17 protein-coding genes and 1 tRNA gene are annotated in these 14,893 nt (G+C 63.9%); 16 read left to right on the plus strand and 2 right to left on the minus strand.

Annotated elements, in window-relative coordinates:
- Window positions 1–359: LysR substrate-binding domain-containing protein (locus KLP42_RS22415; RefSeq protein ID WP_252193188.1), on the plus strand; the 359-nt coding region annotated here is incomplete at its 5' end.
- Between the two features lie 258 nt (window positions 360–617).
- On the opposite strand, the gene KLP42_RS22420 is transcribed toward KLP42_RS22415, so the two are convergent.
- Window positions 618–1,250 (minus strand): pyridoxamine 5'-phosphate oxidase family protein, encoded by a 633-nt coding sequence (locus KLP42_RS22420; protein WP_215569672.1) that lies wholly within the window; start codon window positions 1,248–1,250, stop codon window positions 618–620.
- Between the two features lie 457 nt (window positions 1,251–1,707).
- Between KLP42_RS22420 and KLP42_RS22425 the strand changes: the two genes are divergently transcribed.
- Window positions 1,708–2,220 carry a ClbS/DfsB family four-helix bundle protein gene (locus tag KLP42_RS22425; protein ID WP_215569675.1) on the plus strand — a complete coding sequence of 171 codons (513 nt, stop codon included), beginning with the start codon at window positions 1,708–1,710 and terminating at the stop codon, window positions 2,218–2,220.
- A gap of 53 nt (window positions 2,221–2,273) precedes the next feature.
- On the opposite strand, the gene KLP42_RS22430 is transcribed toward KLP42_RS22425, so the two are convergent.
- Window positions 2,274–2,363, minus strand: a tRNA-Ser gene (locus tag KLP42_RS22430).
- A gap of 309 nt (window positions 2,364–2,672) precedes the next feature.
- Here KLP42_RS22430 and rplU point away from each other — a divergent pair.
- The 14 genes from rplU (at window position 2,673) to KLP42_RS22500 (ending at window position 14,885) form a co-directional block, all read left to right on the plus strand.
- Window positions 2,673–2,984 carry a 50S ribosomal protein L21 gene (rplU, locus tag KLP42_RS22435; RefSeq protein WP_143127506.1) on the plus strand — a complete coding sequence of 104 codons (312 nt, stop codon included), beginning with the start codon at window positions 2,673–2,675 and terminating at the stop codon, window positions 2,982–2,984.
- Window positions 2,985–3,025: 41 nt separating this feature from the next.
- Window positions 3,026–3,295, plus strand: a complete 270-nt coding sequence (gene rpmA / locus KLP42_RS22440) for a 50S ribosomal protein L27 (protein ID WP_143127507.1) — start codon at window positions 3,026–3,028, stop codon at window positions 3,293–3,295.
- Window positions 3,296–3,430: 135 nt separating this feature from the next.
- Window positions 3,431–4,066 (plus strand): GNAT family N-acetyltransferase, encoded by a 636-nt coding sequence (locus KLP42_RS22445; RefSeq protein WP_215569677.1) that lies wholly within the window; start codon window positions 3,431–3,433, stop codon window positions 4,064–4,066.
- A complete protein-coding gene (locus KLP42_RS22450; protein ID WP_215569679.1) occupies window positions 4,063–4,635 on the plus strand; it encodes a GNAT family N-acetyltransferase in 573 nt (190 codons plus the stop codon). Before KLP42_RS22445 ends, KLP42_RS22450 begins: the two co-directional genes overlap by 4 nt.
- A 175-nt stretch (window positions 4,636–4,810) precedes the next feature.
- Window positions 4,811–5,878, plus strand: coding sequence for a GTPase ObgE (gene obgE / locus KLP42_RS22455; protein WP_215569681.1), 1,068 nt, complete (start codon window positions 4,811–4,813; stop codon window positions 5,876–5,878).
- A gap of 3 nt (window positions 5,879–5,881) precedes the next feature.
- Window positions 5,882–7,054, plus strand: coding sequence for a glutamate 5-kinase (proB, locus tag KLP42_RS22460; RefSeq protein ID WP_215569682.1), 1,173 nt, complete (start codon window positions 5,882–5,884; stop codon window positions 7,052–7,054).
- Entirely contained in the window at window positions 7,044–8,324 is a 1,281-nt protein-coding gene (locus KLP42_RS22465) for a glutamate-5-semialdehyde dehydrogenase (RefSeq protein ID WP_215569685.1), read from the plus strand. The genes proB and KLP42_RS22465 overlap by 11 nt, the downstream gene beginning before the upstream one ends.
- A gap of 41 nt (window positions 8,325–8,365) precedes the next feature.
- On the plus strand, window positions 8,366–9,010 hold the full coding sequence (locus KLP42_RS22470) for a nicotinate-nucleotide adenylyltransferase (RefSeq protein ID WP_215569837.1): 645 nt from the start codon (window positions 8,366–8,368) through the stop codon (window positions 9,008–9,010).
- Window positions 9,011–9,062: 52 nt separating this feature from the next.
- Window positions 9,063–9,506 carry a ribosome silencing factor gene (gene rsfS / locus KLP42_RS22475; RefSeq protein WP_143127513.1) on the plus strand — a complete coding sequence of 148 codons (444 nt, stop codon included), beginning with the start codon at window positions 9,063–9,065 and terminating at the stop codon, window positions 9,504–9,506.
- Between the two features lie 110 nt (window positions 9,507–9,616).
- Window positions 9,617–10,099 (plus strand): 23S rRNA (pseudouridine(1915)-N(3))-methyltransferase RlmH, encoded by a 483-nt coding sequence (gene rlmH / locus KLP42_RS22480; RefSeq protein ID WP_215569687.1) that lies wholly within the window; start codon window positions 9,617–9,619, stop codon window positions 10,097–10,099.
- A 139-nt stretch (window positions 10,100–10,238) separates the two neighbouring features.
- Window positions 10,239–11,642, plus strand: coding sequence for a murein hydrolase activator EnvC family protein (locus KLP42_RS22485; RefSeq protein WP_215569839.1), 1,404 nt, complete (start codon window positions 10,239–10,241; stop codon window positions 11,640–11,642).
- A complete protein-coding gene (locus tag KLP42_RS22490) occupies window positions 11,632–12,966 on the plus strand; it encodes a S41 family peptidase (protein ID WP_215569689.1) in 1,335 nt (444 codons plus the stop codon). The genes KLP42_RS22485 and KLP42_RS22490 overlap by 11 nt, the downstream gene beginning before the upstream one ends.
- Before the next feature lie 145 nt (window positions 12,967–13,111).
- Window positions 13,112–14,347 (plus strand): divergent polysaccharide deacetylase family protein, encoded by a 1,236-nt coding sequence (locus tag KLP42_RS22495; protein ID WP_215569691.1) that lies wholly within the window; start codon window positions 13,112–13,114, stop codon window positions 14,345–14,347.
- A 7-nt stretch (window positions 14,348–14,354) separates the two neighbouring features.
- Entirely contained in the window at window positions 14,355–14,885 is a 531-nt protein-coding gene (locus KLP42_RS22500; protein ID WP_215569692.1) for an RNA pyrophosphohydrolase, read from the plus strand.
- Window positions 14,886–14,893: the final 8 nt, after the last annotated feature.

Genomic DNA, 14,893 nt, shown 5'->3' on the forward strand with positions numbered 1-14,893 from the left:
CGAAACTTGAGGGCGCGCCTTTCCTTGCCTATAGCGCGGTCGCGCCCGACGGCCGGGTGCGCCTGGGCAACGGGCCGCAGGCGCCCGAACTGCATCTTGCGCCGGTTCTTCTCAGCGGCAATGAAACCCTGCTCTATCTGGCGGCACGGGAGGGGCTCGGCCTGTCCATGATGCCGCACTGGCTGGTTCGGGAGGACCTTGTGGAAGGACATCTGGAGGCGGCCCTGCCTGAAAGCCTCTGGCCCGCCGTCACCTTGCATGCCGTCTATCCCAATCGCAGCTATCTGCCGGCCAAGACACGCTGCTTCCTGGATTTCCTGATCGGCCCCGACGGCATCGGCGGACTTCAGACGCAGTAGACGACAATCGCCCCGGAGAACATGGCGCGTCGAACATACCGGCCGATGCCGCGCTCTCAGGTGAACTGATAAGGTGGATACTCCGGGTTCGCTGGAGGCGAGATGCGCCCTTTGCATCACCGTTCAGTCTGCAATCGCGATTTTCCGAGAGCGGACACACTTCGTGGGGTTCACGTTGCCTATGGGGCGGTTGCGGTCATCAATGCGTCCTTTCGTGATGACGGGCGAAGAGCTGCAACAAAGGGCGCAGCAGCCTGTCTAGTACATCGTCTTCCTATAGTCTTCCTCCAACCCTGCATCGATCTTCCGCATTTCCTCATCCCCTGGCGCACCGGTCGTTTCATCGAGGATCATCTTGATCAACGACGGCATTTGGCTGCGGTCCTGGCGGTGATCTGGATGCCAGATCTGCGAACGCCTGAGGGCCTTTGCACAATGCAGAAAGACCTCTTTCACCTGCACCACGATCGCAAGACTTGGCACCCGGTTGTTGATCGTTATGGTCTCGAGAAGATTCGGATCGACGACCAGTCTGGCAGATCCGTTGACGCGCAAGGTGTCGTCAAAGCCGGGTATCATGAACAACAGTCCGATAGCCGGGTTCGTGATGATGTTGGACAGGCTATCCAATCGGTTGTTTCCCGGACGGTCGGGGATGGCCAGCGTTTCGCTGTTCAGGATTTTTACGAAACCGGCCGGGTCGCCGCGCGGGCTCACGTCGGCGCGGCCATTCAGATCCTGTGTCCCCAGGCAAAGGAACGGCGAATGCCGGATGAAGTCTTGGGCGTGCACGCCAAGAGTTGCCTGTACCTTCTGAACCGCAAGGTCATGCGTCGCCGGATATAGTTCCCGCAGTTTCTCCTCGCGAGTGATCGTAAATCTGTCTCCCATAATTTCCTTCTCCTAAAGGTTGCACGCAGATATGACGTACGTACCTCAATTCTGTCAAGGATCCCCTGCTGTGGTCGTGGCAGCGGTTTCACGGGAATGGGAATGGCTGTTGTGTTGAGACGCTTCTGCCCAGGCCGCTCGGCTCCTCCTTCGTGAGGCCGCTTCCAGAATCGGACTCGTAGAAACGGGCTCGTTTTCCGCTTTTCATATGCGGCATGGCTGGCAGCTTCGGGTGGGCAGCGGAAATCATTTCCGTTTCGCGTCGTCATGCCGGTCATCGCCGCGACGCCGGGCGCCGCTCTTGCGCGTGCGTCTGTGTCGCTTGCGAAGATGCGCTTTCACGCCCATCCCGATCATCATTGCTGCCATCGCCATCGTAGAGGCTTGCGCAGGATCAACGCACGGATGGAAGGGCTTGTCTACTTTGATTGGAGACGAACGAGAAGGTTGAACGATCGTGGCTGTTCCGCAAAACAAGGACGAATTGCTGAAAGCGATAACCGACAATTTCGATCAACTGATGAAAGACTTGGGTGCGATCCCGGTGGCGGTGGTCCATGAATGCAGCCTAGAGGGCCATGCAAAGGGCACGGAGATGAGCGTGGCGAACCTTGCCGCCTATCTTTTGGGGTGGAACGAACTGGTGCTGAAATGGCTCGACCGACACGCAGCCGGTGAGCCAATCAATTTCCCCGAAACCGGCTTTAAATGGAACGAGCTTGGCCGCCTCGCTCAAAAATTTTATCGCGATTATGAAGCGATCTCCTATTCACAACTCCTTGACCGACTGCAAGGCGCCAATGACCGGATTGTCTCGCAGATCAAGGCCCGCACCAACGACGATCTCTACGGGCGCCCCTGGTACGAGGGGAAATGGACGATGGGGCGCATGATCCAGTTGAACACGTCATCGCCCTATGCGAATGCGCGCGGCCGTCTGCGCAAGTGGATGAAGGTTAGGGGCTTCTAGCAGGCTGTTGAAGAAGCCTTGGCCTCATGAATGATTGTCAGTTCGGAAGGCCATGGCGGAGAGGGTGGGATTCGAACCCACGATACGGTTGCCCGTATGCCGCATTTCGAGTGCGGTGCTTTCGACCACTCAGCCACCTCTCCGGTCAATCTGGTCGGCACCTTGGCGGTGCGGTGCGCTACATAGCGATGAACGGGGCGGGTGGCAAGGGAGAAATCGCAGTCTTTCCAGTCTTTTTCCTTGACAGGTCAAGGGGGCTGAATTAATCCCCACGCATTCCGGTATGGGGTATTCCGTCCGGAGCCTTGTCCGGGCTCGCTTCAGGGTCCGGTTTCACCGGCAGACCGGTTCAAAAGAGTTCTTCTTTTGCAATCCTGCTCAAACGTGGACTGATAAAAAGACGGCCTTCCGTTTTGGCGGAAAGAGCCGGATCGAACATGAAAGGATAAAAAATGTTCGCAGTCATCAAGACCGGCGGTAAGCAGTACCGCGTTGCGGCTGACGATGTCGTCACCATCGAGAAACTCGACGTTGCCGCAGGCGAAGTCATCGAATTCAACGAAGTCCTGGTTGTCGGCGAAGGCGCCGATGCCAAGATCGGCGCGCCCTTCGTGGCCGGCGCCGTCGTGAAGGCCGAAGTGGTCGAGCATAACCGTGGCAAGAAGGTTCTGTCCTTCAAGAAGCGTCGTCGCCAGAATTCCAAGCGGATTCGCGGCCATCGCCAGCATCACACGGTCGTTCGCATCACGGCGATCAGCGCCTGACCGGTCCCCAGGATTTTCGAGAGATTTAAAGGAGAACTCCCATGGCACATAAAAAAGCTGGCGGTTCCTCGCGCAACGGTCGCGATTCCAATTCCAAGCGCCTTGGCGTGAAGAAGTTCGGCGGCGAATCGGTCGTTGCGGGCAACATCATCGTGCGTCAGCGCGGCACGCAGTGGCATCCGGGCGCCAATGTCGGCCTCGGCAAGGACTACACCATTTTTGCGCTCACCGCCGGTAACGTCGACTACCGTACCAAGGCCAATGGCCGCGTGTACGTGTCTGTGATGCCGAAAGCGGAAGCCGCGGAATAAAAGCCGGTAGCGCGTTAAAACAGCCGGCGTCTCATCGACCCGGCTGAATACCCGCAAAAGGTTCAGTCAAGAAAACAGGGGAGATGGGGCGCCACCCACCTTCCCTTTTTCTTTGTCCAAAAGGAGGACTGAACCATGCAAGGCGAAATGTTACGGAGCGGCCAGAGCCGGTCGCCCGAAGAGCGGTTGAGACCGCAACGGTTAAGGAGCGATTGCCCCGTCTTATTGTCGCAGAGACTGGTTCTGCGCGCCCCCCACGAAGAAGACATCGACGCCCTTTCCCATCTCGCCAACAACGCCAATATCGCGACCATGGTGTCGCGTATGCCGCATCCATACACGGCAAAAGACGCCGCCGATTTCGTACGACGTACGAAAGCCGGCGAGATTGGCAAGTGCGTCTATGCCATTACCCGAGCCGATAACGGAGCCTTCCTCGGTTGCTGCGCGCTGGAGCCGCATGCCAACGACGCCCTGACGCTCGAGATCGGCTACTGGCTGGGCGAACCCTACTGGAACAAGGGCTATGCGACGGAAGCCGCGCATGCGCTGATCGACATGGCGTTCCGCACCCGCGACATCGACCAGATCGATGCGCGCTGCCGGGTCACCAATGTCGCCTCGCGCCGCGTCATCCAGAAGTGCGGCTTCCAGTTCCAGGGGTCCGGCATGGTCGGCTCGCTGGCGCTTGGCGGCATGGTGCCCGTCGAGTGGTTCCGGCTCGACCGCAAGACCTGGATGTCGCTGAAGAGCTGGGGGGAGATGCGATGACCGCGAACCTCCTCGCAAGGCGGCCCCGCACCGGTGGTATGCTCGGCCCCTGCCCGATCATCGAAACGCGGCATCTGGTGCTGCGTGCGCACCAGATGAGCGATGCCGATGCGATTGCCAGTTCGCTCGGCGACTGGCAGGTCACCCGCATGCTGTCGCGGGTTCCTGCCCCCTACAGCCGCAGCGATGCGGTGGACTGGCTGAACGCCAACCGTGCCAGCACGGACTGGCATTTCGCCATCACCGAGGGCGATGGCGTGCATATCGGCTGTGTCGCGGTGGAATTGCGCCATGGCCAGTGGCATCTGGGCTATTGGCTGAACCGCTTCTACTGGGGGCAGGGGCTGATGTCGGAAGCGGCGGGCGCGGTGGTGGAGCGCTTCTTCCGGCGCATGCCGGAGGCGGTGCTGCATTCCGGTGCCTTTGCCGACAATGCCGCTTCGCTGCGCATCCAGGAAAAGCTCGGCTTCTCCATCCTGCGCTGCGCTGACCTGTTCAGCATGGCGCGCAATGCCATGGCGCCGCACCTGGAAACCCGCCTCACGGCGGAGGCGTTTCGCCAGCCATGACCACGTGATGGCCGGCCCGCAGGAGGAATTGTCGCCTGCGGGCCGGCCGAACGGCTGCCGGAGGCCCCGGCAACCACGATAGGCTTTGACGTGACAGCAAAGCGACGATAACGAAAAGCCCGGAAAACAATCCGGTTATCGTCTCGATCAACCGCATGACGAACGGGCAGAACCCATGAAATTCCTCGACGAGGCAAAAGTCTATATTCGTTCCGGTGATGGCGGCGCAGGCGCCGTCTCCTTCCGCCGCGAGAAGTTCATCGAGTTCGGTGGCCCGGATGGCGGCGATGGCGGCCGGGGCGGCGATGTGTGGATCGAGGCCGTCAACGGCCTCAACACGCTGATCGACTATCGCTACCAGCAGCATTACAAGGCCGGCACCGGCATTCACGGCATGGGCCGCAACCGCACCGGCGCCAATGGCGCCAGCGTCACCATGAAGGTGCCGGTCGGCACCCAGGTCTTCGAGGAAGACAACGAGACGCTGATCGTCGACCTCACGGAAGAGGGGCAGCGCTTCCGCCTGGCTGCCGGCGGCAATGGCGGCTTCGGCAATGCCTATTTCAAGTCCTCCACCAACCAGGCGCCGGATTGGGCCAATCCCGGCCTGCCGGGAGACGAGAAGACCATCTGGCTGCGGCTGAAGCTGATTGCCGATGCCGGTCTCGTCGGCCTGCCCAATGCCGGCAAGTCCACCTTCCTCGCCACCGTCACCCGCGCCCGGCCGAAGATTGCCAATTATCCCTTCACCACCCTGCATCCCAATCTCGGAGTTGCCACCATCGATGGACGCGAATTCGTGCTGGCCGATATTCCGGGCCTGATCGAGGGCGCGCATGAAGGGGTCGGCATCGGCGACCGTTTCCTCGGCCATGTGGAGCGCACCCGCGTGCTGCTGCATCTGGTTTCCGCCCAGGAGGAACATGTCGGCAAGGCCTACAAGACGGTCAAGCACGAGCTGGAAGCCTATGGCGGCGGCCTGGAGGACAAGCCGGAAATCGTGGCTCTGTCGCAGATCGACGTCCTGGACGAGAAGGAACTGAAGAAGAAGGCAAAGGAGTTGCAGAAGGCCTGCGGTTCGCCGCCGCTGCTTCTGTCCGCCGCCGGGCATATGGGTGTCACGGAGGCGCTGCGGGCGCTGCGCGACGTCATCGTGGCCTCCAGCGAAAAGACCGCGCTTCCCGACCGCAGCCTTCCGGCCGCGGATGCGGACGATGCCACCGATGCCGAGGATGAGGGCTGATCCATGTCCCGCAAGGCTTTGAACGCTCATCGCCGGATCGTCATCAAGATCGGCTCAGCGCTTCTGGTGGACCGCAAGACGGGACTGAAGTCCGGCTGGCTCGATTCGGTCTGTGCCGATATCGCGGCGCTGCGGGCGCAGAACATCGAGGTTCTGGTGGTCTCCTCCGGTGCCATCGCGCTCGGGCGCACTGTTCTCGGGTTGGCACCGGGCGCGCTGAAGCTGGAAGAAGGCCAGGCGGCGGCGGCCGTCGGCCAGATCGCGCTTGCGCGTGCCTGGTCGGAAAGCCTGTCGCGGGACGGGATCGTCGCCGGCCAGATCCTGCTGACGCTGGGCGATACGGAAGAGCGGCGCCGGTATCTCAACGGTCGCGCCACCATCAACCAGTTGCTGAAGCTCGGCGCCGTGCCGATCATCAACGAGAATGACACGGTGGCGACCACCGAAATCCGCTATGGCGACAATGACCGGCTGGCGGCGCGCGTCGCCACCATGACCGGTGCCGATCTCCTGGTGCTGCTCTCCGACATCGACGGGCTTTATACGGCCCCGCCGCACCTCGATCCGGACGCCAGGTTCCTGGAGACGATCCCGTCGATCACGCCGGAGATCGAGGCCATGGCCGGCGGCGCCGCCTCCGAGCTTTCCCGCGGCGGCATGCGCACCAAGATCGATGCCGGCAAGATCGCGACAAGCGCCGGCTGCGGCATGATCATCGCCTCCGGCAAGACCGATCATCCGCTGAAGGCCATCGGGGAAGGCGCGCGGTCCTCCTGGTTTGCGCCCTCCGGCACGCCCGTCACGGCGCGCAAGACCTGGATTGCCGGCCAGCTGCAGCCGGCGGGCACACTCACTGTCGATGCCGGCGCCGAAAAGGCGCTCGCCTCCGGCAAGAGCCTGCTGCCGGCCGGCGTGCGCGCCGTCATCGGCCCGTTCAGCCGCGGCGATACGGTGGCGATCATCGGCACACAGGGGCGGGAAATCGCCCGCGGCCTGGTGGGCTACGATGCGGACGAGGCGCGCGCCATTGCCGGGCGCAAGTCCGGTGAGATCGAATCCATTCTCGGCTATGCCGGCCGTGCCGCCATGGTGCACCGGGACGATCTGGTGATCACCGGCCTGCTGCTTGCCGAACCCAGGGACAATGCGGAGGAGGATGCTGCTCATGCTGGATAAGGTTGCCGTTTCCGACATCGATCAGATGATGCAGGCGATCGGTCGCAACGCGAAGACGGCGGCGCGCCGGCTGGCCACGGCCTCGAGCGAGGCGAAGAATGCGGCACTCAATGCCGCTGCCGATGCCATTGTCGCGGCCATGCCTGAAATTCTTGCCGCCAATGCGGCGGATCTGGCTGCGGTTGCCGACAAGGGGCTGCAGCCCTCCTTCATCGACCGGCTGACGCTCAATGAAAAACGCGTCGCGGAAATGGCCGAAGGGCTGAGAGCGATCGCCGGCCTGCCCGATCCGGTCGGCGATGTGATTGCCGCCTGGGAACGCCCGAACGGCTTGAAGATCGAGCGGGTGCGCACGCCGCTCGGCGTGATCGGCGTCATCTACGAAAGCCGCCCGAACGTCACGGCCGATGCCGGCGCGCTGTGCCTGAAGGCCGGCAATGCGGTGATCCTGCGCGGCGGATCCGATTCGCTCCATTCATCGCAGGCGATCCATCGCTGCCTGTCGAAGGGTCTGGCAGCTGCCGGCCTGCCGGAAGAAGCGATCCAGATCGTGCCGGTCGCCGATCGCGCCGCCGTCGGTGCCATGCTCTCCGGCCTCGATGGCGCAATCGACGTGATCGTGCCGCGCGGCGGCAAGAGCCTGGTGGCGCGCGTCCAGTCGGAAGCGCGCGTGCCGGTCTTTGCGCATCTGGAAGGCCTCTGCCACATCTACGTGGACAAGTCCGCCGATCTGGAGATGGCCGTCAATGTGGTGGTGAATGCCAAGATGCGCCGCACCGGCATCTGCGGGGCCGCCGAAACGCTGCTGGTTGATCAGGCCGCGGCCGACACGCATCTGAAACCGATCCTCGAGGCGCTGGCGGCCAGGGGCTGCGAGATCCGCGCCTCCGAGGCGGTCCGCGCACGCATGCCCGGCCTCATCCCCGCGACCGAAGAGGACTGGTGCACGGAATATCTGGAGGCGATCATTTCGGTGACGCTGGTGGATGGCATCGAAGGCGCGATCCGCCACATCAACACCTATTCCTCCAGCCACACCGAGGCGGTGCTGGCGGAGGATCCGGCCGTGGTGGCGCGCTTCTTCAACGAGATCGACTCGGCGATCCTCCTGCACAATGCCTCCACCCAGTTTGCCGATGGCGGCGAGTTCGGCATGGGCGGCGAGATCGGCATCTCCACCGGCAAGATGCATGCGCGCGGCCCTGTCGGCGTCGAGCAGCTGACCTCCTTCAAGTACCGGGTGCACGGCACCGGCCAGACGCGGCCCTGACGCGCGTGGCGGAGGGGGAACGCCTGACACCTTATCTGTCCATGCCGCATGTGGAGCGCGGCATGGTGGTCGGCCTGTTCGGCGGGTCGTTCAATCCGCCGCATCCGGGCCACCGGCTGGTGGCCGAGATCGCGCTGAAGCGGCTCGGCCTCGACCAGCTGTGGTGGATGGTCACGCCCGGCAATCCGCTGAAAAGCCGGTCCGTTCTGTTGCCGCTGGCGGAGCGCATCGCGCTCAGCCGCGAGCTGGCGCGCAATCCGCGCATCAAGATCACCGCCTTCGAGGAGCGGCTGAAGACGAGCTTCACCGCCCATACGCTGGCGCATGTGGTGGCGCGCCATCCGGGCGTGCGCTTTGTCTGGATCATGGGCGCCGACAGCCTGAAGACCTTTCACCGCTGGCAGAAATGGCGGGAGATCGCCGATCTGGTACCGATTGTCGTGGTGGACCGGCCGGGCGCCACGCTTTCCTTCCTCTCCTCGCCGGCGGCGCGTGCGCTCTCCTTTGCGCGGGTTGATGAAAATGCAGCACGATCGCTCGGCCTGCGCCGCCCGCCGGCCTGGACCTTCATTCACGGACCGCGCTCGACGCTGAGCTCCACCGAAATCCGCCAGGCTTCGCGGCAGAGGCCGCGGCCGGCCTTGCACGGGGCTCCCGCGCGTGATCGCGGCGCCTTGAAAGATTAACCATTCGATGCCACCTTCATGATCGTGGATCCTCCGGCGGAGGATTCGCGTCGTGCCTGTTCTGTTCGTGACGAAAGGAAGACCTCTGACAACAGTACACGCCAAGGGGAGAACGCTCAGCGTCATCCCGAAGAGCCTGGAACGTGGCGCCGATGCCGCCGCCCGCGCTCTCGAAGTGGTCCTCGCCAGCCTTGAGGACTCCAAGGCCGAAGATATCGTCACCATCAACATTGCCGGAAAATCCGCGCTGGGCGACTATATGGTCGTGGTCACCGGGCGCTCGAACCGGCATGTGTCGGCAATCTCGGAACACCTTTTGACCGACCTGAAGGACGAGGGATTCGGCAGCGCCCGCGTCGAAGGCATGGACACGGGTGACTGGGTGCTGATTGACACCGGTGACGTCATCATCCATGTGTTCCGACCGGAAATCCGGGAGTTCTACAACATCGAAAAGATGTGGGCGGCTCCCGATGAGGAAGGAACGCTGCACTAGCGGCCGGATCGGTCTGATCTGACGTCGCAGTGCCATGCGCCGCAACGGGCGGCTGGGCAAGGGTCCAGCCGGTAGCCCTTTTTGCGGCAACAGAACATGCGGTGGCAGAAATGCGGATTGGCCTTTTTGCCGTGGGACGGCTCAAAGCCGGACCTGAGAAGGAACTTGCGTCACGTTACCTCGACCGCTTCGCCAAGGCCGGCCCGGCGGTGAGCCTCGAATTTTCGCGCGTGACGGAAGTGAACGAAAGCCGTGCCTCGGCGGCGGAGACCCGCAAGCGCGAGGAGGCAGGCCTGCTGGAGAAGAGCCTGCCCGAGGGGGCGGTGCTGATCCTGCTCGACGAGCGCGGCAAGGCGCTCGACAGTCCTGCCTTTGCAAGCCTGGTCGGCAGATATCGCGATCAGGGCAAGCGGGAGATGATGATCGCCATCGGCGGTGCCGACGGTCTCGATCCTGCCCTCTATGACCGGGCGGATGCCGTCATCAATCTCGGCGCGATGACCTGGCCGCACCAGCTGGTGCGCATCCTGATCGCCGAGCAGCTCTACCGGGCCGTCACCATCCTGTCCGGCCATCCCTATCACCGGGTCTGATCCCCGCGCGACCGGTATGGGGCCTCAGATCTTGCCTACACGATCTTGTTTCTGGTGCTGGCCGGCAAAAGGCCTTAGGTTCGTTCGATCAGGGCCGACGCAACGGGGTGGAATGCGCAAAGGACAAGACAGCACACGCCTGGCGCTGCCGCTGGTTGCGGCGGTTTTTCTTGTCGTGCCTGCCGCACCGCCCCTCAGCGCCCAGACCGTTGAGAACGCCCAGGCGGTCGATATCGGCGCCGCCGCCGATGCGTCGCAGCCCGAAGGCACGCCCGCCCCCTCTCCTGCCGTGGATGCGCTGGAACGCAAGCGCGATGAGACGCGGACCGAGCTGGACGATCTGTCGAAGACGCTTACCCTGTCCGCAGACAAGGCCAGATCGATCGAGCAGGCGATTGCCGCGCTCGACAAGAGCAGCGCCTCGATCCGCCAGGCCCTGATCGAATCGGCTGCCCGCCGCAAGCAGATGGAAGCGACGATCCGCGACAGCGAGGACAGGCTGGCGAAGCTGCGCGTGAAGGAAGACGGCATCCGCGCCTCGCTGCACGAGCGGCGCGGCGTGCTGGCCGAGGTTCTGGCTGCGCTGCAGCGCATGGGCCGCAATCCGCCGCCGGCGCTGCTGGTCACGCCCGAGGATGCGCTCGGATCGGTACGCAGCGCCATCCTGCTCGGCGCCGTGGTGCCCGGCATGCGCGCCGAGGCGGAACGCCTGATGGCGGATCTCAATGCCCTGTCCGATCTGCAGAAGCAGGCGGTGGCGGAGAAGGAGAAGGCGAGCGCCGCCATGAGCGCCAGCCTGGAAGAGGACCGCCGCATGGACCTGCTTCTGGCGGAAAACGACAAGCAGAGCCGGCTGAGCGCCGCAGAGCTGGAGGCCGAGCGGCGGCGTTCGCAGGAGCTTGCCAGCCGCGCCACCAGCCTGCAGGGGCTCATCCAGTCGCTCGAAGGCGAGATTTCGTCCGTGCGCGATGCGATGGCTGAGGCGCGCGAGGAGGAAGAGCGACGCAAGCAGCTGACGGCGGAGCAGCGCGAGAAGGCCGAGCAGCTCGCTGAAAGCGGCGTGCCCGACAAAAACCGCATTGCGCCCGCATATCCCTTTGCGAGCCTCAAGCAAAAGTTGGCCTACCCGGTCGAAGGCGATGTGCTGAGGGCCTATGGCGATCCCGACGGCACGGGGCATCCGGCCAGGGGCCTGACACTCGCCGCAAGCCCCGGCGCCGTTGTCACGGCGCCCGCCGATGGTCTGGTCGTCTTTGCCGGAGCCTTCCGCAGCTATGGACAGATGATCATTCTCAATGCAGGCGATGGGTATCACCTCGTCCTGACAGGCATGGAAAAGGTCAATGTGCGGCAGGGAAAGTTCGTCTTTGCCGGCGAACCGATTGCGGCCATGGGCGAGAAAAGAGTGGCGAGCGCAACGGCGTTGGCGCTGGAAACAGATCGGCCGACGCTTTACATTGAATTCAGAAAGGACGGCACTCCGGTCGATTCGAAGCCGTGGTGGTCCGCAAAGGAAACTGGAAGGGCACGAAATGATTCGTAGGGCTTCTCTTGTCATCGTTGGGGCGCTTCTCGGCGCCACAGCCATGAGTGTCGTCTATTCCGCGGGCGTGCCGGCCCAGGCTGCGGGATCCTCGACCTATCGTGAGCTGTCGATTTTCGGGGACGTGTTCGAGCGTGTGCGCGCCCAGTATGTGACCCCGCCTGACGAACAGAAGCTCGTCGAAAGCGCGATCAACGGCATGCTCTCCTCGCTTGATCCGCATTCCAGCTACATGAATGCCAAGGATGCCGCCGACATGCGCACCCAGACCAAGGGTGAGTTCGGTGGCCTCGGCATCGAAGTCACCATGGAAAACGAGATGGTGAAGGTCATCACGCCGATCGACGACACGCCGGCAGCGCGTGCCGGCGTGCTGGCGGGCGATTTCATCTCCGAGATCGACGGTCAGCCGGTGCGCGGCCTGAAGCTGGAAGACGCCGTCGAGAAGATGCGCGGCCCGGTCAAGACGCCGATCAAGCTGACCATCCTGCGCAAGGGTGCCGACAAGCCCATCGAACTGACCGTTGTGCGCGACACGATTGCCGTGCGTGCCGTCAAGTCGCGCGTCGAGCAGGGCGACGTCGGTTATGTGCGTGTCATCTCCTTCACCGAAAAGACCTATGACGACCTGGAAAAGGCGATCAAGAAGATCAAGGCCGATGTTCCGGCCGACAAGCTGAAGGGTTATGTCCTCGACCTGCGCCTCAACCCGGGCGGCCTGCTCGATCAGGCGATCAATGTCTCGGATGCCTTCCTCGAGCGTGGCGAGGTGGTCTCCACCCGCGGTCGCAACCCGGAGGAAACCCGCCGCTTCAATGCCGGCCCGGGCGATCTGACCGATGGCAAGCCGGTGATCGTGCTGATCAATGGCGGTTCGGCATCCGCATCGGAAATCGTGGCCGGCGCGCTGCAGGATCTGAAGCGGGCGACGGTGCTCGGCACGCGTTCCTTCGGCAAGGGCTCGGTGCAGACGATCATTCCGCTCGGCGATGCCGGCGCACTGCGCCTGACGACGGCGCTCTATTACACGCCGTCGGGCAAGTCGATCCAGGGCACCGGCATCCAGCCGGACATCAAGGTCGAGCAGCCGTTGCCGGCGGAACTGCAGGGCAAGATCCGCCCCGAGGGCGAATCCAGCCTGCCGGGCCATATCCAGGGTCAGAACGAAACCGACGAGGGGTCGGGCTCCAGCGCCTATGTGCCGCCGGAAGCCAAGGACGACGTGCAGCTGAACTACGCACTCGACCTGATGCACGGCACCAAGACGGATCCGTCCTTCCCGCCGCACCAGGACAGCCCGACGGCATCCGCCACCAAGCCCTGATCTTTCGAATATCGGGAACCCGCTCTACCCTTGCGGCAGGGCGGGTTTTCCATGACCGTGCACCGGCCCTGTCCGGTCGCACCGTCCGTGACGACGGATAAGGCCGCGTCGACTGACGCGGCCGGTATTGGGACAGGCTGAACCCGTGGGGACAGATCTTCGAGCACCGCTGGGCGGCAGGGACAGGCGCCGGACGAGGTCCGGGCGCGGCCTGACGCTCGCCGCCGTGCTGACCGGCTGCGGTGCCGCCGCCCTGCTCGCTCTGTCCTTCTATGCCATGCGGTCCTCCGGCCTGCCGCCGGTGGATCCCGTGGCGGTGACGCTTGCGGTTCCGCCGCTGCCTGCGGCATCCGCCGGTGCAGCACCCTCTCCGGAACCGGCTGCCTCTCCTTCCCTCTCTCCCTCTACCCCGGAGGCCGCCTCTGCCGCGCCGCTTGCTGCCGAATCGGGCCGGGCCGGCACGGAGATTGCCCGCACGCGGCTGGAGGATGGCTCGGTCGTGACCACGTTTTCGCCGCGCCGCAGCGAGGCGGGCGGGCCGCGGCTGATCGATGCCCGCCGGCCGGGGCAGGATCCGCGCCTTGCTGCCCTGCCGGATGACGATTTGCTGGAGGATACTCCTTTCGGTCGCCTGCCGGTGCGCGGGCCGGATGGTCTGCGGCCGATGGAGCAATATGCCAGGCCCTGGTCCGGGGCGCGCGGCACCCGCATTGCCATCGTCATCGGCGGGCTCGGCATCAGCCAGACGGGCACGCAGCGCGCCATTCGCCAGCTGCCGGGCTCGGTCACGCTGGCCTTTGCGGCAAGCGGCAACAGCCTGCAGCGCTGGCAGCAGGAGGCGCGCACCGGCGGCCACGAGATCCTGCTGCAGGTGCCGATGGAGCCATTCGATTATCCGGCGAACGATCCCGGTCCGCTGACGCTGGTGACCGGCAGGCCGGCGGCGCAGAATCTCAAGGCGCTGCATCAGGCCATGGGGCGGATGAGCGGTTACACCGGTATCGTGAATTTTCTCGGGGGCCGCTATCTTGCAGATCCGCAGGCGCTGGAACCTGTGCTGCAGGACATCGCGGCGCGCGGCCTTCTGTTCGTCGATGACGGCGCCTTTGCGCAGTCGAAGACGCAGGCCCTTGCGGGGGCGCTCGATCTGCCGCATGGCTTTGCCGATGTGAGGCTGGATGACCAGCTGCAGCGCGACGTCATCTTGCGCAAGCTGGATGACCTGCAGCGGATCGCCGAACGCAGGGGCAGTGCCATCGGCATCGGCACTGCCTTCGACGAAACGGTTGATGCGGTGGCGGAATGGATGAAACAGGCAGAGGGCCGGGGTATCGAGGTGGTCGGCGTCTCCGCCCTCGTCTCCGGACCGCAACAACAGTGAGGACGGGATGAGCCACAACACGCAACGCTCGGCGGACGAACTGCCCTATCGCCCCTGTGTCGGCATCATGGTGCTGAACCGGCAGGGGCTGGTCTGGGTCGGCCGGCGTCTTTCGGAAAACAACAGCGAATCGGACGGCTCGCCGCAGCTCTGGCAGATGCCGCAGGGCGGCATCGACAAGGGCGAGGATCCGCTGAAGGCCGCCCATCGCGAGCTGTTCGAGGAAACCGGCATGACGACCGTCTCGTTTCTTGCCGAGGCGAAGGACTGGATCAATTACGACTTGCCGGCGCATCTGATCGGCATCGGTCTCAAGGGCAAGTTCCGCGGCCAGACGCAGCGCTGGTTCGCCTTTCGCTTCGAGGGCGAGGAAAGCGAGATCAACATCGAGAACCCGCCGAGCGGCCAGCACCAGGAATTCGACGCCTGGGACTGGAAGCCGATGGCGGAGCTTCCCGGCCTGATCGTACCCTTCAAGCGCCCCGCCTATGAACGGGTGGTGGCGGAATTCTCCCATCTCGCCGGCGTGCCCGGTTAACGGCAAGG

Origin of the sequence: Rhizobium sp. CSW-27 (assembly GCF_018760785.1) — a bacterium.
Lineage (GTDB): Bacteria > Pseudomonadota > Alphaproteobacteria > Rhizobiales > Rhizobiaceae > Neorhizobium.